This is a genomic window from Bdellovibrio sp. HAGR004, assembly GCF_055397015.1.
This window is the reverse complement of record NZ_AP029176.1, coordinates 126,399-145,447: the sequence shown is the minus strand read 5'-3', so window position 1 is coordinate 145,447 and position 19,049 is coordinate 126,399. Positions and strand designations below refer to the sequence as shown.

General features: G+C 44.8%; 24 protein-coding genes. 13 read left to right on the top strand and 11 right to left on the bottom strand.

The features are described 5' to 3' along the window. Positions 1 to 9: 9 nt before the first annotated feature. Both ACZ5ZV_RS00790 and ACZ5ZV_RS00785 read right to left on the bottom strand, forming a co-directional pair. Positions 10 to 798, bottom strand: a complete 789-nt coding sequence (locus ACZ5ZV_RS00790; RefSeq protein ID WP_464119354.1) for a hypothetical protein — start codon at positions 796 to 798, stop codon at positions 10 to 12. Then, positions 795 to 1,115, bottom strand: coding sequence for a helix-turn-helix domain-containing protein (locus ACZ5ZV_RS00785; RefSeq protein WP_464119352.1), 321 nt, complete (start codon positions 1,113 to 1,115; stop codon positions 795 to 797). Before ACZ5ZV_RS00785 ends, ACZ5ZV_RS00790 begins: the two co-directional genes overlap by 4 nt. 260 nt (positions 1,116 to 1,375) lie before the next feature. Between ACZ5ZV_RS00785 and ACZ5ZV_RS00780 the strand changes: the two genes are divergently transcribed. The 4 genes from ACZ5ZV_RS00780 (at position 1,376) to ACZ5ZV_RS00765 (ending at position 3,453) form a co-directional block, all read left to right on the top strand. Continuing rightward, entirely contained in the window at positions 1,376 to 1,609 is a 234-nt protein-coding gene (locus ACZ5ZV_RS00780; protein WP_464119350.1) for a hypothetical protein, read from the top strand. A 37-nt stretch (positions 1,610 to 1,646) separates the two neighbouring features. After that, complete coding sequence (locus ACZ5ZV_RS00775; RefSeq protein ID WP_464119348.1) at positions 1,647 to 2,402, top strand: AAA family ATPase; 756 nt, start codon at positions 1,647 to 1,649, stop codon at positions 2,400 to 2,402. 161 nt (positions 2,403 to 2,563) lie between these two features. Further along, the gene (locus tag ACZ5ZV_RS00770; RefSeq protein ID WP_464119346.1) at positions 2,564 to 3,160 is read left to right on the top strand and encodes a recombinase family protein; all 597 of its coding nucleotides are present in this window, start codon (positions 2,564 to 2,566) and stop codon (positions 3,158 to 3,160) included. Between the two features lie 59 nt (positions 3,161 to 3,219). Next, positions 3,220 to 3,453, top strand: coding sequence for a hypothetical protein (locus tag ACZ5ZV_RS00765; protein WP_464119344.1), 234 nt, complete (start codon positions 3,220 to 3,222; stop codon positions 3,451 to 3,453). Positions 3,454 to 3,705: 252 nt separating this feature from the next. On the opposite strand, the gene ACZ5ZV_RS00760 is transcribed toward ACZ5ZV_RS00765, so the two are convergent. From ACZ5ZV_RS00760 to ACZ5ZV_RS00750, 3 genes are all read right to left on the bottom strand, one after another. Then, entirely contained in the window at positions 3,706 to 3,924 is a 219-nt protein-coding gene (locus tag ACZ5ZV_RS00760; RefSeq protein WP_464119342.1) for a hypothetical protein, read from the bottom strand. A 230-nt stretch (positions 3,925 to 4,154) separates the two neighbouring features. Further along, positions 4,155 to 5,519: a hypothetical protein gene (locus ACZ5ZV_RS00755; RefSeq protein ID WP_464119340.1), complete on the bottom strand. Its 1,365-nt coding sequence runs from the start codon at positions 5,517 to 5,519 to the stop codon at positions 4,155 to 4,157. A 24-nt stretch (positions 5,520 to 5,543) separates the two neighbouring features. Further along, positions 5,544 to 6,149, bottom strand: a complete 606-nt coding sequence (locus ACZ5ZV_RS00750; RefSeq protein WP_464119338.1) for a hypothetical protein — start codon at positions 6,147 to 6,149, stop codon at positions 5,544 to 5,546. Positions 6,150 to 6,737: 588 nt separating this feature from the next. On the opposite strand from ACZ5ZV_RS00750, the gene ACZ5ZV_RS00745 reads away from it, so the two are divergent. From ACZ5ZV_RS00745 to ACZ5ZV_RS00715, 7 genes are all read left to right on the top strand, one after another. After that, positions 6,738 to 8,522, top strand: a complete 1,785-nt coding sequence (locus ACZ5ZV_RS00745; protein WP_464119336.1) for a recombinase family protein — start codon at positions 6,738 to 6,740, stop codon at positions 8,520 to 8,522. A gap of 202 nt (positions 8,523 to 8,724) precedes the next feature. Further along, positions 8,725 to 9,093 (top strand): hypothetical protein, encoded by a 369-nt coding sequence (locus ACZ5ZV_RS00740; RefSeq protein ID WP_464119334.1) that lies wholly within the window; start codon positions 8,725 to 8,727, stop codon positions 9,091 to 9,093. 78 nt (positions 9,094 to 9,171) lie between these two features. Then, positions 9,172 to 9,579, top strand: coding sequence for a hypothetical protein (locus ACZ5ZV_RS00735; protein ID WP_464119332.1), 408 nt, complete (start codon positions 9,172 to 9,174; stop codon positions 9,577 to 9,579). A gap of 16 nt (positions 9,580 to 9,595) precedes the next feature. Further along, on the top strand, positions 9,596 to 10,135 hold the full coding sequence (locus ACZ5ZV_RS00730; protein WP_464119330.1) for a helix-turn-helix domain-containing protein: 540 nt from the start codon (positions 9,596 to 9,598) through the stop codon (positions 10,133 to 10,135). After that, positions 10,125 to 10,514: a hypothetical protein gene (locus ACZ5ZV_RS00725; RefSeq protein WP_464119328.1), complete on the top strand. Its 390-nt coding sequence runs from the start codon at positions 10,125 to 10,127 to the stop codon at positions 10,512 to 10,514. The genes ACZ5ZV_RS00730 and ACZ5ZV_RS00725 overlap by 11 nt, the downstream gene beginning before the upstream one ends. A 140-nt stretch (positions 10,515 to 10,654) precedes the next feature. Further along, positions 10,655 to 12,469 carry a hypothetical protein gene (locus ACZ5ZV_RS00720; RefSeq protein ID WP_464119326.1) on the top strand — a complete coding sequence of 605 codons (1,815 nt, stop codon included), beginning with the start codon at positions 10,655 to 10,657 and terminating at the stop codon, positions 12,467 to 12,469. A 57-nt stretch (positions 12,470 to 12,526) separates the two neighbouring features. Next, complete coding sequence (locus ACZ5ZV_RS00715; RefSeq protein WP_464119324.1) at positions 12,527 to 12,745, top strand: hypothetical protein; 219 nt, start codon at positions 12,527 to 12,529, stop codon at positions 12,743 to 12,745. Between the two features lie 233 nt (positions 12,746 to 12,978). Here ACZ5ZV_RS00715 and ACZ5ZV_RS00710 read toward each other — a convergent pair whose 3' ends face one another. The 4 genes from ACZ5ZV_RS00710 to ACZ5ZV_RS00695 form a co-directional block, all read right to left on the bottom strand. Further along, complete coding sequence (locus ACZ5ZV_RS00710; protein WP_464119322.1) at positions 12,979 to 13,233, bottom strand: hypothetical protein; 255 nt, start codon at positions 13,231 to 13,233, stop codon at positions 12,979 to 12,981. Further along, positions 13,214 to 13,852, bottom strand: a complete 639-nt coding sequence (locus tag ACZ5ZV_RS00705; protein ID WP_464119321.1) for a recombinase family protein — start codon at positions 13,850 to 13,852, stop codon at positions 13,214 to 13,216. Before ACZ5ZV_RS00705 ends, ACZ5ZV_RS00710 begins: the two co-directional genes overlap by 20 nt. 121 nt (positions 13,853 to 13,973) lie before the next feature. After that, a complete protein-coding gene (locus ACZ5ZV_RS00700; RefSeq protein WP_464119319.1) occupies positions 13,974 to 14,738 on the bottom strand; it encodes an AAA family ATPase in 765 nt (254 codons plus the stop codon). Between the two features lie 10 nt (positions 14,739 to 14,748). Then, a complete protein-coding gene (locus tag ACZ5ZV_RS00695) occupies positions 14,749 to 15,048 on the bottom strand; it encodes a hypothetical protein (protein WP_464119317.1) in 300 nt (99 codons plus the stop codon). Positions 15,049 to 15,283: 235 nt separating this feature from the next. Between ACZ5ZV_RS00695 and ACZ5ZV_RS00690 the strand changes: the two genes are divergently transcribed. Then, positions 15,284 to 15,586, top strand: a complete 303-nt coding sequence (locus tag ACZ5ZV_RS00690) for a helix-turn-helix transcriptional regulator (protein WP_464119315.1) — start codon at positions 15,284 to 15,286, stop codon at positions 15,584 to 15,586. 129 nt (positions 15,587 to 15,715) lie between these two features. Here ACZ5ZV_RS00690 and istB read toward each other — a convergent pair whose 3' ends face one another. Both istB and istA read right to left on the bottom strand, forming a co-directional pair. Then, on the bottom strand, positions 15,716 to 16,465 hold the full coding sequence (gene istB / locus ACZ5ZV_RS00685) for an IS21-like element helper ATPase IstB (protein WP_464117240.1): 750 nt from the start codon (positions 16,463 to 16,465) through the stop codon (positions 15,716 to 15,718). A gap of 14 nt (positions 16,466 to 16,479) precedes the next feature. Next, the gene (gene istA, locus ACZ5ZV_RS00680; RefSeq protein WP_464117241.1) at positions 16,480 to 18,096 is read right to left on the bottom strand and encodes an IS21 family transposase; all 1,617 of its coding nucleotides are present in this window, start codon (positions 18,094 to 18,096) and stop codon (positions 16,480 to 16,482) included. A gap of 179 nt (positions 18,097 to 18,275) precedes the next feature. On the opposite strand from istA, the gene ACZ5ZV_RS00675 reads away from it, so the two are divergent. Further along, on the top strand, positions 18,276 to 19,037 hold the full coding sequence (locus tag ACZ5ZV_RS00675) for a hypothetical protein (RefSeq protein ID WP_464119313.1): 762 nt from the start codon (positions 18,276 to 18,278) through the stop codon (positions 19,035 to 19,037). Positions 19,038 to 19,049: the final 12 nt, after the last annotated feature.

The following is a 19,049-nucleotide window of genomic DNA, read 5'->3' as shown; positions in this document are numbered from 1 at the left end:
GCATCCTCCTCACCGACAGCCTGTTTTGCACTGGTCGATTTGGCTGGCGATGTTCCGTTGACACGAAGAAATGCAATTCTGTCTTGCGACGGTTCCGCCGCCGCATCTTTGGCAACTAACTTCCAGATTCATTCTCTGCGAGTCACAATTTTTGTGACAAGTTTTTGCCGACTCAGATAGACCTCCGTATTTCGCTTGATCAAGACATTGATTGCGGGCTTCGAGAGAGAGCGAACGATCATTGCAAGCAAGAGCGGCCTTGAGTTGTGCATTTTGCTTTGCGGCTTGGGCGTTCATTTCACGAAGCGCATTGGCCTTCACTTGCTCTAGATATTCAAGATTCTTTTTGTCGGCTTCTGATTCTGATAAATTTTTGTCGGTATCTGGCACAGATGATTTTTGGTTTTGAACTACAGTCACGGTCTTGGCTTCGTCATATCTGATGGGCAAAATCACGGAGTCTGTTGAATCGGATGCCGGAACCGGAAATTGTATTTCGCCCAAAGCTTTACTAACACAATCCAGTGCATTGTCAGACGGCAATGGATAGCCATTGTTTGCAATGGCCCGAGCCTTGCCTTTTTGATCAATCTGAAATTCCACGCTGAAATCAATCGACGACTGGGTAGATTTGCAGAGTTGAAATTTTGTTTTGTGCGCTTTTACTGAACGGCGAATTGCTTCCCTGTCAAAATCGCCAGCGAATCGAATCTGATCTGTATCGACTTTCGGAGCAATGTCATTTGCATTGGCATTGAGTCCAAGCAGTGCAAAAAAAATAAGAAAGGCAAATCTCATTTTGGACCGCCTTCCTCACCATCAGGAATCGCCCTTTCAATTTTTAAACGCACCCAACCGGAGAATAGATTTTCTGTTTTAAGTGAGTTCAATGCTTTGGTGCCGGAATGTTTGCCCGTTAAAAGAAAGTCAGTCGTGACACCAAAGAATTCAGCCAAAGCAATAAGGTGCTCCGCCTGGTAAGTTGCCTTCTTCGAGGCAAAATAGGTCGAGAGGGTACTATGTGGAATACCTACGGCCTTGCTCAGGTCTTTCATATTTAAACCACGCTCATCAGCGAGCGTTCTAAGAATGTCGTGAACTTTAACTTTGCTCATACTCCACCTTATCGGCCTCAACCCATTGTAATCACGTAACTATTTATGATCGTGTTACGGGAATTTACATTCTTGGATCGGGACCGAGACCAAGCTCCGAACTCATCGTCAGTGCTGCCTTTTCAGGGGCTTTAAAACCGACTCGTATTGATCCGATTCACGATCATGGATCATCTACATTTTGACAACTTGCGTAAAATAATGCAAGATAGATTGTAAGTAAGTTGACAAATTGACTCTGGAGTATCCAAAATTGAGAAATGAAGAAGAAACCAGAAAACAAAACCATCAGCGTGTCGGTGCGACTAGAGCCGGAGTATTTGGAACTGATCTACGTTATCAATGCTCTTTCTGGCGGAGCTATGACCGATGCCGATGTGATTCGTGTGTCAGTAAAAGAAAAGTATGATCGTGATTGCAAGAAAGATGGGGCGATGGCTGAAACACTAAGACAGCGAGCCGCCAAAGCAATCGCAGAAAAAATGAAAAAATGAGGGCCTAAGTTATTGGCCCTTTTTGAAAGGGCTGAAAATGGCACTTCAAGTTTTCAAACCAAACGATTTAAAAGCTCGTCCTGAAGCGAGCAAATTTCTCATTGATCGTCTACTTCCCTCCTCTTCTGTCGGAGTTATATCCGGTCCACCGAAATGTCGAAAGAGTTGGGCCTGTGCGGAACTTCTTTTGAGCCTTAGCACTAGCTCAAAGTGTTTTGGCGTTTATGATGTTCCAAATCCAGAGACCGTTCTTTATCTGCCCCTTGAAGACTCCTCTGAAATTGTTCGCTCACGACTTGAGTTGATGGCGCATGGTCGTGGCATTTCACTTTCGGAAATGAGTCGACTGATGGTCTGCCCAACGAACGAATTTCGTCTGGATTCCGACGAGGCACTGGCTGACTTGAAACTGCTGATTGAGCGCCATTCAATCCGCTTTACGGTGATTGACCCGTTGGTTCGCTGTTTAGGAAATGTCTCAGAGAATCACTCTGGACAGTTGAACTCAGTTCTTTCAAGCCTACGGCAAATTCAACTCGATACTGGATGCACGATTACATTGGTCCACCACAACCGCAAGGGAAGTAAAACGGGCGGCGAGTCTCTTCGAGGAAGCGGCAATCTATTTAGCTGGATTGATTTTGGTTTCTATTGCTCGAAGCCCGCCGAACGAGTGACTCAGATAGACCTTCAATTCAAAGGCTTTCCCGAGGCTAATCCCGTGTTCTTTGAACTTAAAACTTCCGGTGCGGGTTTGATTCCGAAATGGATCGGCCTCGATCAAGAGACATGAGGATAAAATGAGATACTTGATTAAATTAGTCCCCTTTATTTTTAGATACCAAAAAATAATTTTGAAAACTCTCATTATGAAACCGTCCAGTCAGTACCCCTTTTGGGACTCCAATTTTACGAGATTCGACAACGCCCCCCGTATATCAAAGGAGGATCTGCTTGAGATGCGCCATTTATGCTAGATGCTCAACGGCAACCAAAGACCAGAATCCAGACTTGCAGATTTCACGGATGAAATCATTCGTGAATCACAAGGGTTGGAAAATCACAGAGGAAATTGTCGATCACGGGTACACGGGTTCAAACGACAACAGACCTGGATTTCACAAGCTCATGGAACTTGCTCGAACGAAACAAATCGACGCCATTGTAATAACGAAGTTTGATCGACTTTTTAGAAGCCTCAAGATGCTTTTAACGACATTGGATGAATTCAATCAGCTTGGTATTGTATTCGTCGCTGTGGATGACAACATCGACTACAGCAGTGCAAGTGGGCGTTTGATGCTGCAAATTCTGGGAAGCCTCGCAGAGTTTTACAACGCTCTTCTGAAGGAAAGAACCTGCCAGGGACTCGAATATGCCCGAACAGTAAAAGGAAAGCGCCTTGGCGCCCCAGAGCGTTTTAACAAAGACTTGATTCTACAATTGGGGCAGCAAGGAAAGTCCTACGTTGAAATTGCCAAGCTGATGAAATGCTCAAAATCGACCGTTGGGCGCATCCTTCAGAGACGAGTCCAAAAATGGTCGGCCTAACCTTTATTGGAATTCCACATGACGAACGTATATCGGACTCAAACGGAGGGCTGTAGAATATGAAATCTGATAAGGCCGAGACTTTATGGCTGTCAGCGGTGGAAATCATACGGCACAGTCCCGCACCTATGAGCGCATTGAATTTCGAGACAACGCTGGGTTTGCTTTTCATCCTTTTAGAAATTGACCTCACAACTGAGTTGCTGGCGATTTCATATTTCGCTGCCTGTGAAGGCGACAGCTTTAGTTTTTTCTTGGATCGCCTGGAATACGAGCGAACAAAATCAGCGTAGGGCCGAAGAGGGGGTGACTAGGAAGTTCGGTGCTTTCGTAGAGCTTTCGTGAAGAATCGTTCCGGTTCCTCTCCGGTTTGGGCATTTTCAGGACAGCCGACGTGCCCGTGTAAGCAGGAAATATCCTCAAGTCATTTCAACAGTCTGTGGAGTGCAAGTTTACTGTGCGCCTGTCTGCTAACCGGAACGACCGGACCACAGCAAAGCCGTATGATACTGACTGTAAGCAATGAATTTTCCTGAAGATGCTCACTACACGATTTCTTGCTGAAGTCGCAAAATGTATTCAAGCTCACGCTTGCGTGCTGCTAGATGGTTTTTTAAGTGCCTTGGCCAAGTCTTTCTATAGTAGGTTTCGATCATGTGGTCGAGAATTTGATTGGCTGGCTTGCCAAGGGCTTCAGCCATTTTGTCGAGCGACGCCTTATTTTCGACGTTGATTGTGGTCGTCAGTTTAACTTTCTTTGCCATATAGATTCGCCTTGATTGCCATAAGCTTTTGCAGCAATCGGTATGGCTTTAGTTTATCATTATTTTCTATAAACTTTTTTTTGAAAGTCTGACTCGCTATCCGCAGATAAAAAAAATCAACATGCTGAGTGGACATGCAGAGAGAACGGAAAGGCTATCGACACTCCCAAGTCGTGTCTACGCTTCACTTGCGTTCAGCCGCTTTCCTATACTGTCCAAAATAAGGAATCTTACTTTTTTATAGAGATATTGGGAGCTTGCACCTCTCCATTCCGAATCTTTGAAAGCACTTGTATCCAGGCTTGCTTCATTGTTTGGCGAAGCAACTCTTCATCCTCAATCTTGACGATAAAAGAATCGTGTTTAGGTATGATCGACTTATTTAGTTGAGCAAACTGGTCAACTATCTCAAGGCAAATGTCGGACTCGATCTTCATCAAATAAAGTCCCGCACCGCTGAAGAAGTATTCCTTTATTGCTTGATGTCGCCCTATAATCTCCGCAATCACGTCTGGAATTGAAATGCCAAGGTCGGCCTTATACTTGATACCCTCATCAGCAAATGCCTTACCGATGGCTTGGGCGGCGGCTTTGCGTGAATCCGCATTGAGTATGATATTCGTGAACGCTTTGCCGAGTTTTCGTCTTAGGTCAGGATTTTCAATCGACGCCAACGAGTGCAGGACATAAACATCTTTGCTTGGCATTGGAACACCCTTGATTGCGTAGGCAATTGCGGTGTGAGTGGAAGAATAGTCAAGTTCGACGGTGGGCTGGTCGTCAATTAGCAGGTCTCGGACAAATTTCTTTTTCCAGTTCTGGATTGATCCACCCTCAGAGTAAATGCGGCCATGCTTTGCATAGTCTGGGCTGAAACTACGGCAAAAGGTCGGCGCTTCAATCGAAACGCTTCTGATCTTGAATTTGGCTTTCTGTAAAACCGTATCCAGCATGGTCAATACATGGATTGTTCTTGCCACATCAGGATGACCAACATCGGGTTCATAATAACGTCGCTCATCGTTTTCGTCGGTCTCGTAGACAACGGCTTTGCTTGTTGTTTGCCCCTCTGACTTGAATCGTCGAATGAAAAGTTGATTCCCGCCTTTCGTTGCCATTCGCTTAAAAAGATTGAAGCTTTCTGTCGGCATATAAAGCGACAGCCCCGAAGCCTTATAGTTTTTCCTGTCGTGAAATCCTCGGCGCACGAGTTTGACTAGCCCTATGTTGTTATCACTCAACTCTTTCAAGACGGCTGTCATAATGTAGGCAGATATTCGATTCGGATTTGGCCTCGTCTTTTTCTTATTCTTATAAAAATCTTCTCTGTGGCCTATAGCTATGGGCAGTTCTTGAAGGGCAGATTCGACAAGATTCGCAAGCAAACAATTGAGGGCTGTGGTGTACTTCTTATTGCGACTTCTCGGCTTAATGCCTGTAAGAGCTTTCGCCTTTAGCGTTGCCCGATTGATTTCATTCCGCATTGCCTGAATGTCGGCAAAGAGATTGCCTTCGACGTATGAATCAAGACGTAGCTTAATCGTGTCTGAGGGCTTTAATTTTTTACGACTCCCATTTTGGCGTTTTGATTCCATAGATCATTCACTTGAGTAATTCGCTCATTTATTCTTTTTCTTCTTAACCACTTTGGCATTGCCGTTCAGAGGCGAAGAGCTTTTTCGTTCAAGCTTTATCAGCCATCCTCTTTGTTCAATTTCTTGCACCAACTCGTCGAGACTTGCGGAAGCCAAGCCCGTTGCGGACGCAAGACCTTGAGGAGTCGGCGTACCACTCGCTGAAAGCCTCTGTCTCATACTGGCGTTCTCTTCCATCTTGATTTCGCCCTTGGATAGATACAGAAGCGTCACCGGAATTTTGAAAGTGTTTATCTGCATTCGCACGGCTTCGAGATTTTCGTCGGTGGGTTTTGCTTCAATATAGAGGTGCTCACCTTTATTGAAGAAATCTTTCACCATGAAATCGAGGACTTTGGCGTTTTCATTTCCAATAGTCGGCTTCGCCTCAATTTCGTAGCCATTGAATTTATTGAGAACCAACAAATGCCCGAGCTTATCAGCAGGTATGATGCCCTTGGTTTGCCATTTATAAAATCCAGCATGAGAAACCTCGAAAAGCCGTTCCAACTCCATGCCCTTTAACCCAGTCGCTTCAAAGAGTTGCTTCAGTTTTTCGGAGCCAACAAAAACCATGTTTCCCTTTGCCACGCCCGCCTCCTCATATCTATCAAAAATATACCTTTTATTTACTCTAAAGACAATACATCGCAATGTATCCGTCTCATTTTGATAAACATCTACCTAAAGTTTGCTTTTTGATGCAATGCGAAATATGATGATGGTATGGGTAAACAATTGGTTAACAAAATGGAGGGGCGCTGTGGTTGGCTTGCAACAGCCGACCTCGACCTTTGTTTGGGTTTAACCAAATACCCTGATTGCAGTTCGATTAGAGGCACTCAGCAAGAGGTCGATCACTGATGGACCTACTGAGTAGCCCACCGCAAGCAGTCCAGATCAAGAACGAACCGGATAACACCGACTCAGTAAAGACTTGCACAGGCTGTGGTACGACCAAGCCACTCAGGAGCTTCCATAAAAATCGCTCAAAGATTCTTGGCGTCGAATCATCTTGTCGAACTTGCGTTGGAAAACAAAAGAAACGGGCACGATTGGCAGCAAAGAAGAAAAGACTCAGCACTGTTTCATTCACCGCTACTGTCATCGGTGAGCTTGGCGAGGACACAGGACAACGTTTTGCTGAATCCTATTCAGAAATCATAAGGGACTTACGTTATGACAAAAAAATCTGAAATTTCAAAAGCACTCAAAAAGAGAATCCTCATCGAAAAAATAGTGGAGGATTGCCGAAAGGCCATATCAAAATATCATGCCTCTTGGAGACCTCAAAACGAAGATTGGCCGACACTTGAGGGTTGCGCTTACTTACGCCTGTCCACAGAAGACCAGGTGACAATCGAAAAAGGCTCTTTAGAACAACAAGTGAACATCGCCATAAGTGAAGCTGAAATTCGCAGTCAGGCGGGACATGTAAACTACAAAATTACGGAATTTTTTATTGAACCTGGTTTGACAGGTCGTGACGATGATCGACCTGAATTTAAGAGAATGAGCTATGAGATAAAAAGGGAGAAATTTAAGTTTGTTGTCATCAAAGAAATATCTCGAATAGCGAGAGATGCGACGATCTGGGAGACATTCTTTCGGCTTTGCACAACTAGCGAATGTGAAATAGTCATCCGAAGTTTTCCGTTCAATCCAAACGATCCAGGCCAGCTTTTCCAACTCAGAATTTTATCGGCGTTCGCACAGTATGAGTCTGAGCAAACCTCCAAGCGTGTAAAGGAAAGCAATTTTTCGGCAATGGTCAATTCTGGAAAATTCAATTCTACCCATCCTGTTTTGGGACTCGATCAACTCAAGGTCGGTGACGAATTGAAGGTGGGATTTTACACGCCAAATGCCGATGAGCTAAAGACCGTCGAATGGCTCATGCGAACTTTCGTGAAATTCGGATCATTCCAAAAGACTCTTGAAGAAAGCCATTCAAAAGGAATTCTGAATAAACACGGCGAGCCATTCAAAAAGCATAGTCTGCACACTCTGCTGACGAACAAGAAATATATTGGACTTTGGGAAGTCAACAGAGACAACAAGGACAAAAATCAAAAGAAGCTGATGCCCTACGAAAAATATGAAGAGGTGGAACTGCCTCACGGTTGCGTCGTCGATAAAAAGCTTTGGGCTGAAGTTCAAAAAACTATCGGCAAGGTGTCCAGCGACAAAATCAAAAACACGAAGGTGACAAAAATCTATCTTCTGTCGGGCTTGCTAAAGAATAAGGATGGCAAAGCCCTCTCTGGTAGAAGTGGCGTCGGTCAACATAACAAAGAACGATACCACTACTATGGCGGACCTGGAGTCAGAAACATGCGGGCGGATTCCCTGGAGCAAGAGGCTTTTAAGATTGTGAAAGACATTGTGGACAAAAACGCTCGTCTTAAAGAGGCTGTGAAACGAAGAATTTCAGACCTTAACAGTCGCAACGATCTTTTAAAAAACGAAGCGCAGAAAATAAAAGACAAAATCTCATCCTTGAATGACGAAAAGGACTCTCTTAAAAAATCGTTGATCCAAATTACCAAGGGTGCAACGGAACAAGAAATCAAAGAGATTCGGGACGAGTTTATGAGGAACATCAGCGAGAAAAACTCAGAAATAGAGACCTTGGAACAAAACTTTAAAAATATCGGAGAGTCTTTGAAACAGGGCGAGAGTGATGGATTTGATTGGAGTTATGTCGCTGAAAATGCAGAAAAGATTCAGCGGTTGATCGCCGAGAATGATCCGGTGTCCTTGAGGACGGCCTATCAGAAACTTTTTAAGGAAATTATCGTCGGCGATTTAGACGACAAGGGAAACAGACCGCTTCAGTTCGTCCTCAGAGGGGACGACTTATTCGACCCTGTTAATCCGGCGGACTATAGTAGCGTTGGAAAAGAATTGGCTCAGAAGGAGTTAGTCAAAACCCCTAACCAGGCTCGTACCATATTGAATTAACTGAGTTTTTGCAAATACTTTATTGGCGATTCTGAAAGCCATGAAAATAAAGCCAATAAAAAGCTAATTTCTTAGCTTTATTTTAGCTTTTTATTTGGCTTTTTCCATTGCGACTTGGCTTTTTTAGCTTTATTCTCAATATGAGACATAAAAAGCTAAGTTTTTGGCTTTTTCCAATGGAGCGGATATGCCGAAGGTTCCAATGATTGAAATTGATAAATATGAATTGCTGGCATTGCAGATGAGAGTGGGCACACGAGAGGATTTGGCTGAGAAACTGGGAATTGCGAAGTCAGTCGTTGATAGGTGGCTTTCGCAAGGGCGACTTCCTGTAGCCCAGCTAGAGCGCATAAAAGCCCTTCCAGCCGGACCTGACTACAGTCCAACATCATCATTGAAGTCTGTCGATATGGAAGGACCAAAGCTGTTCATGGAGCAAAAGGGCGAATCCATTGGCTCGTCGGTTCTAGGTTCGTTTAAGACCGAAGACCTCATCCAAGAGCTATCCAATCGTGGCCTGGACGTATTTATTAAGAAGCCAGCACGAAAGGCAAAATCTGCCTCAAAATGAGACATATTTTGGTTGTTTTATATTGATTTTAGTTGATATTTAATGTTTTTTTGGGTAATGTCGATAAGGAGAGTGTGAGTGGCTACTGAGGTTTGGCTGACAGAAAAATACTATGAGGAGTTTCACGAGCGAAAAGACAATGTATTTTCCGATGATCAGGCGATTGAGGTCTACAAAGACACTCAAACCCTGAGAGCAAACTGGCCTCAGTGTGTTCATCAGCCGCCGCCAGAAGTCGGTACGAGAAGCGGCCTTTACTACGTTAAGTTCAAGTGGCCGACGTGCCAGTTGAGAATTTGTTTCGGGGCTAGGCGGGAGAATGGTGTTGATAAAATCATTGCCCTCACCTGTCGAACGAAGCAGGAGTTGTCTAAGGGCAATTCCAATGGTGACCGAGAATGGTATCGCCATATCGACACTCACGGCGTGGACTATTGGGATAGTTACCGTCGAGGACTGTTAAAATCATGGAAGATTTATCCATGAGAAAGGAAAGTAGAATATGAGCACACTAGCAACTCGAATGAGCCATATTGATTCCGTTAGAAATACAATTAAGCCCGTACTTGATCATTTTGCTAAACTATCACTTCCAAAACATATTGAGCAAAGCCTCGTACTTGCCGCTGATTTGGCATTCAGTGACGATCTTCTGTTTGAAAAATTCCAAATGTGGAATGCAGAGCAAGATGATGAAACTCTTTTGTTCCACATCAGACGCTTTTTTGAAAAACGTGACCAAAAGCCTTTGACTGACAATGAGAAAGACCTCACTTCGCAAAGACAGCAGGTTGAAGCGACTATCAAAGAGAATGTGCGCAGTCGGACGAAGCAAATTTTTGGTCAACGGATAACGAGACTGGCAACAGAAAGAAATCTTTTAACCAACGATCAATTGGGAGAATTTCTAGGCGTATCCGGCGAACAGGCTAGAAAGTTCAAGGCTGGTGAGAATAAACCACAGCTTGCCACAATCAAAAGCATTGCAGACCGATTTAAAGTTTCAGTCGAGTTCCTCGTTGGCCTCAGTGATGAAAAATAACGAGGACCTTGATGAAAGGGAGATTGATCCGCCAGTGGTCAATCGAATAGCGGCGATTGTGAAGGTCAAACAGCCATACATTGACTGGGCCAATCGTCTTCCAGACAACTCAGGAATGATTGTTTCTGCCGAAGAACTGAATCAAAGCCCGACGGCATTTTTAATTCCTAGCTATGAAACGGAATCTTCAATTGAGCGTTTTCTTCAAAAAGTAAAACCTCGAATCTTCGAGCAACAGTTGAATGCATGGTGTACCGAACCAGCATGGTGGCCGAAGGATCGTTCCGCACGAGAGTTCAATAAATGGTTCGACATTGAAGTTAGCGAAATGGTGTTTGACCTCGTCGAAAATGAATCACTCGCTCACGAAGAATACTGAACCTAACGATAATTGTTTATTATCATCGACTCAGATCGAATTAGCGTGGCCTTGAGAAATTCAGAAGCTCGCTCTAAAATGTAGCTATCCCACACATGATTTCATCAGCACAGAAAGGGGTTTTACTTTAGGAGGCTACTTTGAATCAGGGTCCACTCATACTCCCGTTTTTTCTTTCTCCCTCTTTTGTTGGGAGCGAAACAACAAACTCATTTCAATCAATCTGCATTCCGGTAAAGAAATTTAAGCAGTACGACTTCAGATATGTTGGCAATCACGAGTTAAAAGCGGCTCTTATCGACAGAAGCAAGTTAAGTGAGCATTTATCAAGTCTTATCTGGCAATGGATCAGAGAGGTCAAGGCTTCTCCTGAAGCCAAGGCCGTCATTTCACATCGTCAAGTGCCTGATCTTAAATCCTATGGGCGGATGCGGTTCAGAAAGGCATTTCGTCGAAACACCGCTATTCACATTCCAATCGAACCTAGTGAAATCCAAATCGTCGGCAACAAATGGCGACAGGCTCGTAAAACAGTTCGTGTTGGATTGTTGACTAAAATACTATGGGATAAGCAAAGTTTTAAACCCATCAAATTGAATACCCTTTGCAAGTACAACGAAGACATCTCCACAACGAAACGACTTTCTGATAATGAGCGTGCTGCACTTGCTGTTGAGCTAAAAGGCTTCAATCTGAAATCAAACGTGTACCTGCTTTTAAACAGGCGCCGAACTGGGCCAAAGTATCTTCCAAACGGAAGTAAGTATTGGGATTGGTTTTCTTCAACTGGTTCAAAAACCCAGTTGGAGTTGATGTCATTTATCAGCGTTGACGTTGATGGGCGAGATTTGAAGAGGCGATTTCCGCATTTGAGTGATCAAGACATCGTTGATCGAATCGTCGCCAATATCGAAAAGCTTCCACTGAAGCCAGACATTGTGATTGCGACTGGAAGTCATCTTAGTTTTCATTTTCATTGGTCCATAAAAGCTGAGCAATTTGGTCAACAATTAACATCTGAAGATCGAGCCAGACAGAAGTTGGCTAAAGATGTTCAGGTTGCTCTGGTTGATCTTATTGACGGTGATCATGGGGCAATAGGAATCAATCGCCCCTGGCGGCTTCCAGGCACTTTTAATTTCAAATCCAAAGATGACGGTTTGAGGCAGTGTCTTTATTGTGTCGGAAGTCGAACCTTTGAAGATGCGCTGAAAAGCCCGAAATATACACTAGATGAGTTGTGTGCAGTGTATGTGACGGCGGATAGCGTGACAGACGAGCAATCGCCGCTGATGATCGAGCAATCGGCTTTGGCCAAAGCCCAGCCTTATAATCCGATAGAGGAAATCGACAGGGGTTGGGAAGAAAAGTTTGATGAAGTCATTGGCTGGGACTCAATTGAAAGTCTGTCAGCAACGGATGCGCACAATGTGACGGTTCTGTTTCGGCACATCCATCAGTTTCGGCATCGTCCCAATGAAATCACGTTTCCAAAGAAAGGCATCTTGAGAGCGATACGAGGCAAGAAGCGGCCATATCCGCCGTTTCACCGTGCCCTTGGCTTCATCAATTCGCTATCTTCAAAGCCAATCATTGAAATGTCGGAAGGACCTAAGTGGCGCTCCAATCCTAAATTTTCTAAATCCACAGAGTATTCACTGACTGATTATGGCCGAGAAGCTTTGCAAAGTCGTCCTGGTGGAAGAAACGACGTTCAATCTGTTTTGGAGACGCTTTACATGAAAGGCAAGCGACATAACGATCTTCATAGCGATGCCATGATTCTGTTTAAGAACGGCTGGCACAAGAAGGATGTCATTGCTGCTTTGACCAAGAAGAACAGGTTGAGCGCAGGGGGACCAGACGGTTGTGCTTTTGACGAAGTTGATCTGTTTCGCCAGGTTGATCGAGCAGAGGATTTTGTGCAAAAAGTGAAAACGAAACGAGTCCGGTGATACAATAGAGCCGTATGCAGATTGTCACAAATCTATGGCAGTCAAGGTGAAACCAATATGGCAAAGAAAATCAAATTTACCACTACGATTGATGTGCAAACCAAAGAGTCGCTCGACAGAATGTCTGAAGCTCTTGGAAAACCCACGAATCAATTGCTCGATTTTATCGTCGAAAATTTTTATTTGCGGACTTGGCCACGCAAGTACAACACCTATCTGGCGAAGCGCAAGGCGGAGCTTGAACGGATTTTGAAGCTTCAGCAAGAAAACGTGTAAAACTCGAAGCGAGCAATTTCCAACACTTATAATACTACTCGCACGGCAACGATGCTGTCCGCCCTTTCCTTGGAAGGAAAATCACAAGGGTATCTCGATATAGGCGTAGCAGGGAAGTCACTACAGCTAATTCTCGTGCCTATACGGGCGAGTTGGAGACTCTCAAAATTAGCTGACCGGACAGAAAACTGAAAGAGGCCAGACACCTCCCAGGAGGTTTGACGCAACTGAACTTAGGGGCATTTGGATTTTTGAAAATGTAGTCGATCCAGAAACCATTCAAGGTTTTCACCTTCCACCGCCGCAAAGTACGCAATGGCAATTGATTGCTCGTCTGATGGAAGGTCAAGCATGGTGAGCACCAAACCGGCAGCAGTCTCAAATTCTAGTGCGGCCATCGGTTCAGGACTGCGCCGTATAATGTCCACCGCCGTCTGCCATAAATCCTCTGCTTTGGCGTTTACCAAGTTAGACTTTGTTGGACGCATTTGGACCTCCAGTGGAATCAGTATTTATGGACGAATTTTTGGCCGACTTTTCAGAGAGGACTTTGTGGACGTTGGCTTTAGAGCATCCGACTCGTTTGGCGATCTCTCGCATTGACAGACCTTGTTCACGAAGGGTGAAGATCAGCGAATCATTGAATTGTTTCTTGCGCCCAAACTGTACCCCTCTCTTCAAAGCAGCTTCACGTCCTATTCGACATCGGGTTCTGATTGTTTGAAGCTCCAGGTCTGCGAATACCGCTAAAAGATGCAATAAAAGCCTTCCGGTCGGTGAATCGTTCGAGGTGTCCAGATTGTCCTGAACGGAAATGAATCTAACGCCGTGATCATTCAGGGTTTTAATTGAGTTTACGCAATCGACGAGTGATCTAGCAAAGCGGTCGATTTTGAAAACGACCACGCAATCAATTTCTCCTCTTATCGCCATGTCGAGAAGTTTTTGAAATTCCGGTCTGGCAGATGCCGATGCTCCTGAAACTTTCTCGGAAAGGGTCGCCACCACGGTCAAATTTTTTGATGCGCAGAATTTTTCCAGCGTCTCAAGCTGAATATCCAGGCACTGGTCAATTGCCGAAACACGGCTGTAGGTTAAGCAGCGCATGGCACCTTCCCTGGGGGAAGTCGCTGCTGCAGGTTGAGGGTCAACGACGGTTCTATCCGGTGGGATAAAAATTTTTTTGTTGTCCAAGAATAAAAGGGGACAAAAATGATCAAGTAATTACTCATACCACTTTCTCCAAACCCACAGCCATCGGTGCAAAACCACCGTTCAAGTTTTCCAAGCGCACATATTGTTCTGGCTGTAGCGGAAAGCCTTTCCATTCGGATCTGATGCGGGTGATGCCGTTAAAAGATTTCTCGGCGAGTAGCACCCCATCCCAGAAAGAGCTAATGTGTGAGCTACCCCTCGATTTTGAATTTATGCTGCCGTCAGAGGACTGTTTTTTCGTGTGATGGCAAATGAGAACGGTGCAATCGAGTTCCATTTGAAGTTTACGAACCCGACGAAGGACTTCGGTCATTTGTTTTGCGCTGGATTCATGGGTTCGAGACAAAAGTTGGGCAAAAGGGTCCAAGGTCACTAGCTTCGGGCGGATTTCGAGCATCGCACATCTGAACTGTTCAAAAGATTCAGCGTCGTCGAGGAAAACGTCATTGGAGCGATCTACAATGTGGATGTTGGCTAAATCCTTATCGGAGCAATTCATGGCCCTAGCGATGCCGCTCAATCGCTCGCCAACGATACAGGCCGCATCCTCGGCGGCGAGGTGAACAACGGAGCCGGTCTCCATCGTCATCACGTTTCCAAAGCAGGACTTACCAGAGGCAACCGCAAGTCCCATTGAAAGAGCACAAAAACTTTTTCCAACTTTGGGTTCAGCAATCAGAAAGACGCAGCTTGAAGCTGGCAATAGAGATTGAAGGAGCCAGCGGCTTTGTGTCTGACTGTATTGAAGTTCAGAGCCACGATAAATTTTGAGCGACATAAAACTCCCTTTACGGAGCCTCAGTCGGCTCCTTTTTCTTGGGTCTGCCCTTGGACCTCTTTGCTTTCTTTACTGCCCACTTCTTTGCTGCTTCGCTAACCGCTGCCTTATTGCCATCGAACTGCGCTGAAAACTGTGCGTGGATCAAATCCTTAACCGTCGCTGCCATTGACCGTCCAAGATGAACACTCAACATTCCCAGCTTATCCATGGTTTCTTCGCCAAAGCGAAAGCTCATTGACGGAACATTTGGCTTATTCTCGTCTAAGGCATCCTTTTCCAGTTTTGTTTTCTTGATCTTCTTGTTCATTCCTCCAGTTTCTAACATTGAGACGCCAAGATCAAGTTATATATACTCTACAAAAATACTCTACTTTGTGTATCGCATAATGTCAATAAATGTCATAATGAATGAGACACACGAACGTATCGACTTAGGACTGGCGGTCAATTTGATGACCACAAACTGATTCGTTCATTTGATTTATTTAGCGGTCATTTGACTTTCATGGCAGTCAAAAAAAATGCCGCCGAAAAGATAAAGGATGCGAATAAAGGAACAGTTAAAGCTTTATATGGAGTTACGAGATATATCGGCAGCGGAGCTAAGCCGACGGTCGGGCGTTTCCAAACAAGTGATCAGTACATGGCTTGCGGACGTTGAGCCAAAAAACATAACCCACGTCCGCAAAGTCGCTGAAGTATTGCAGACGACCGTTGATCATCTTTGCTTTGGCGAAGGAAAGGACGAAACTCAGGAGAAGATCACGGAACTGGATGCCTTGCTTGGAGATCAATGGATTTCTGGAATTTTTGAGGTCCGATTGAGACGAGTGAGGAAAAAATGATCAGGTATCTAATCCTCATTTTATCAATTGCATTTCTCGCCTCCTGTGCATCTGTTCCGTTTCACTTAGTTTGACCGGGTTCGTTTCAGATACTTTGACCACCTGATTTTTGAGGGTTTATTGGTCTTTCTACTCGCTGTCAATATCGTTGAAAGTTATTCGTCCCTTCATGCGGTGACTGGGGCCTTCAAAAATGCAAATATGGGCATTCTCGAACATCCTGTCGATGGCAGCACTTGCCAGGATCGGATCGGTAAAAACTTGTGGCCATTCTTCAACGTCGCGGTTGCTGGTTAAGATCATAGCCGAATTGTGCTTGCGTCGATCAAATAAATCGAAGATCTCCTCACTCACGTCTCGTGGCATTGTTACGACGCCCCAGTCATCCAAGATCCATAGCTTTGATGTTAGAATTTGTTTGAATAAAACATCGAGCTTATTGTTCTCGCGCGCTTTACGGATCTTTGTCCCAAGTCTTTTTACACTCGTACAAAAAACACTGTGACCAGCCTGCGCAGCGCTCATCCCAAGAGCAATCGCAAGATGACTCTTGCCCGTGCCGGGACTTCCCAAAAACAATGCAATTTCGTTGTTCTCGATAAACTTTAAATCTTTCAGATCCTCGATTTTTTCGCGCGGGAGTTTTTTATTGAAATCCCAATTGAACTGCTCAAAGCTTCTTCGCTCTGGGAACTCCGCTTTCTTAATCCTTTTTTCTACGGCGTTATCTGCCCTTGCATCTAATTCCGTGGATAGAAGCTCACTGAGCCACTTAAGATCCTGGCTGCGTTTTCCTTTTTGAACTAAACCCTCGATCTCTGCGGATGCCGCGGGCATTCGTAACTGCTTTAACTGATCGCGTATCACATCTATTGTCATAACTGTCTTTCCTTTCAGTGGGCCTGGTTGCTATGAACCAGACGTAAATGGTTTTTATACTCACTCATGTCGCGCGCAAACTTACCTCCCACCGTCTGCGCGGATAAAACCTCCTCATGACGAGGAGCTTTGGGTTTTGGCTTTGCCATAATATTCAATAGTTGATGAACTGTTTTTAAATTTACCTGTGATAACTCCAGCGCTGAAAGGCAGGCCTTGTCGATGTCGGCATTGCTGTACTTCTTGTTCAGCGTCAGAAGACCCCATACGCTGCGTGTATCAACAAAACCTTCGCCTCGAGCCAAAATAATTCCTACAAAGCGCTCAACATTGACGCCGATAATTTTTGCTTGCTTCAGATAGTGACCATGATCTTGAAGAGTCTTCTCCCAAGACTCCTTGTAATGATCTTTACAGGCTTTACTTGTGAATTTATCTTGGATGCGCTCGTAAACTTCTAACAGTCGACCGTTGCAGTAGATACTTACTTGAACTGAATTACCAATCACCAAAGCTATTTCGCCTTTGAGTCTTGTGTCTACTCGGTAGTACTTGTTTGCAAAGCGAACATAACCATCAGACCTCACTGTTGAGCGAGTGATGGTTTCCACTTCGTAGCGTAATAAAGGAAGAGGCTTTAACAACGAGGCTTCATCGTTAAGAAACACATCCAAAGGTTTTTGTAGGTGAGTCCCGTGCTTTCTCTCATTGGCGATACTCATCTTTTTATTCATGTGTGACTGTGCGCCGCTCAGTGAATATTGGGACTTATCGTAGGATTCAAAAAGGCGACGCTTCATTGGAACCATTCGCTCCACTTTGCCTTTTTTCTCTGGAGAATAAGGCGGCAATGCCTCGACAACGAACCCGTAGTGCGAGGCCAGTCTTTCAAAGGCCGGGTTCAACGTCGGCTCGTGCTTTGATGCCTCATGAACAAAGACTTTGGGATTATCAGAAGTCACTTTACGAGGGACTCCGCCAAGTTCCTCAAACATGCTTATTAAAACTTCGGCAGTTGTTTCAAAGTCGAGTTTCTCTACAACTCGGGCCATCTCGTAACGAGAATGCCCAAGAACGCCAACGAAAATCCAAATTGTTTTTTTCTTTTTTGTGACAGGATCGACGACGTCAAAGAGCTTTCCCCAGTCCACCTGCAGACATTCCCCCGGTGAGTGAACAAGCTCCATCACATTGCGCGCAGGTGCGGATCGCATAAGTTTGTGGCGGTGAATGTAGCGGTAGAAGTTAGATCGCGGGACAGAGAGCGGAAGCTCTTCAAAAATACTTTGCGGACTCCAGCCAAGTTCAATGCGCTCCTTGATCCATTCGCGCTTGGGATCTAAGATGGCATCCGTTTCAATGGCCTTCTCGCTGCGACCATCGCGCAGCGGAAACAGCGCCTCTGGGTAAGGTGGGATTTCTTTTGAGGTTTTGCAGTAGATTTTCTTCTCTGGGTTTGCGACGGCTACATAGCCATGCTCTATCGCCTGGTCGCGGATTTTTATGACGTAACCTTTGCCTTTACCAGTTGATTTAGTCAGTGCGGTGAGTGAGTGTCCTTCGCGAAGGCCTTCGACGATTTTTCGGTCCACTGTGATTTTCTCCAAGTCCTTTTTTCTGAGTTTCCGCATGCGTATTCCTTGCTGTAGTCTGGTTGTTAAACCAGCAGCTTAGCGCATGGGATCAGATGGAGAAAATGTGCTGAAAACGTAAGCAATTGCCCGGTCAAATTAGGTGGGATTTACTTCCCCCAAAGCCGGTCCACTTACGTGGGATTTGCCCCCCTTGAAACCGGTCAAACTACGTGGGATTGGACAGTGCATCATCGCAAAAGCAGAACGCACAGACTAAAGAAGTATGGCCACGAGTCCAACAGGCAGTTGAGAATCGAGATGAAGCAGCCGCACATGCCGCCTTGTCAGGTCTTGGGAATTACATAACTGTAGAAGATGACAATGGCGAGTTCACATATTTTGAGACTTCAAAAGTTTCCGCAAACGTTTCTCGAATCATCAACACACTAAAGAACTGCGATATAGGACTCAAAAACAAAAATCGAACAGAAATTAACAAATGTACGAGCATGAATGGCGAGAAAAATCATCTCAGCATTTGGCTTGACGAATTTTCAAGACGGTATCCCAAGACAGTTCCTCTTAATGAGAAAAATTTGACGGCGAAATTCGACGCTGCTGAGGAAAAATATAAATCTGAGGATGCAGTTCGAGAAAAGGAAAGACAAGCTCAAAACTTGAAAGACAAGGCCGAACTAGCAAAGGCGGAATTTGAAGCGAATCAGAAAGCCATTCAACTTGAAGAGCAGAATAGAAAGCACGAGGCATACTTAAACAGTCCACTCGGTCAGGCTTGTTCTGCAAACAATATGATTCAAATTGCCAAGAAAACTATTGCAGATGAAAAAGCCGCTGCCAAACACAGTGGAGTCGTTGATCAAGGTCGGCTGTACGGCGCAGGTCATTTGATCGAAATGCAATCTAAGATTTTGGCAGAGAAAGTCGCTGAGTACAAAAAAACGTCTGGCAAGGAGTGGAATGCTAGTCAATGTAAGTGATCAAGGGTGTTC

Coding starts and splice junctions, on each gene's coding strand:
- istA (WP_464117241.1), bottom strand. CDS start 18,096: ATGCGGAAACTCAGAAAAAAGGACTTGGAGAAAATCACAGTGGACCGA.
- ACZ5ZV_RS00790 (WP_464119354.1), bottom strand. CDS start 798: ATGAGATTTGCCTTTCTTATTTTTTTTGCACTGCTTGGACTCAATGCC.
- ACZ5ZV_RS00775 (WP_464119348.1), top strand. CDS start 1,647: ATGGCACTTCAAGTTTTCAAACCAAACGATTTAAAAGCTCGTCCTGAA.
- ACZ5ZV_RS00760 (WP_464119342.1), bottom strand. CDS start 3,924: ATGGCAAAGAAAGTTAAACTGACGACCACAATCAACGTCGAAAATAAG.
- ACZ5ZV_RS00725 (WP_464119328.1), top strand. CDS start 10,125: ATGAAAAATAACGAGGACCTTGATGAAAGGGAGATTGATCCGCCAGTG.
- ACZ5ZV_RS00705 (WP_464119321.1), bottom strand. CDS start 13,852: ATGCGCTGCTTAACCTACAGCCGTGTTTCGGCAATTGACCAGTGCCTG.
- istB (WP_464117240.1), bottom strand. CDS start 16,465: ATGACAATAGATGTGATACGCGATCAGTTAAAGCAGTTACGAATGCCC.
- ACZ5ZV_RS00765 (WP_464119344.1), top strand. CDS start 3,220: ATGAAATCTGATAAGGCCGAGACTTTATGGCTGTCAGCGGTGGAAATC.
- ACZ5ZV_RS00715 (WP_464119324.1), top strand. CDS start 12,527: ATGGCAAAGAAAATCAAATTTACCACTACGATTGATGTGCAAACCAAA.
- ACZ5ZV_RS00785 (WP_464119352.1), bottom strand. CDS start 1,115: ATGAGCAAAGTTAAAGTTCACGACATTCTTAGAACGCTCGCTGATGAG.
- ACZ5ZV_RS00780 (WP_464119350.1), top strand. CDS start 1,376: ATGAAGAAGAAACCAGAAAACAAAACCATCAGCGTGTCGGTGCGACTA.
- ACZ5ZV_RS00695 (WP_464119317.1), bottom strand. CDS start 15,048: ATGAACAAGAAGATCAAGAAAACAAAACTGGAAAAGGATGCCTTAGAC.
- ACZ5ZV_RS00690 (WP_464119315.1), top strand. CDS start 15,284: ATGCGAATAAAGGAACAGTTAAAGCTTTATATGGAGTTACGAGATATA.
- ACZ5ZV_RS00710 (WP_464119322.1), bottom strand. CDS start 13,233: ATGCGTCCAACAAAGTCTAACTTGGTAAACGCCAAAGCAGAGGATTTA.
- ACZ5ZV_RS00730 (WP_464119330.1), top strand. CDS start 9,596: ATGAGCACACTAGCAACTCGAATGAGCCATATTGATTCCGTTAGAAAT.
- ACZ5ZV_RS00700 (WP_464119319.1), bottom strand. CDS start 14,738: ATGTCGCTCAAAATTTATCGTGGCTCTGAACTTCAATACAGTCAGACA.
- ACZ5ZV_RS00745 (WP_464119336.1), top strand. CDS start 6,738: ATGACAAAAAAATCTGAAATTTCAAAAGCACTCAAAAAGAGAATCCTC.
- ACZ5ZV_RS00740 (WP_464119334.1), top strand. CDS start 8,725: ATGATTGAAATTGATAAATATGAATTGCTGGCATTGCAGATGAGAGTG.
- ACZ5ZV_RS00755 (WP_464119340.1), bottom strand. CDS start 5,519: ATGGAATCAAAACGCCAAAATGGGAGTCGTAAAAAATTAAAGCCCTCA.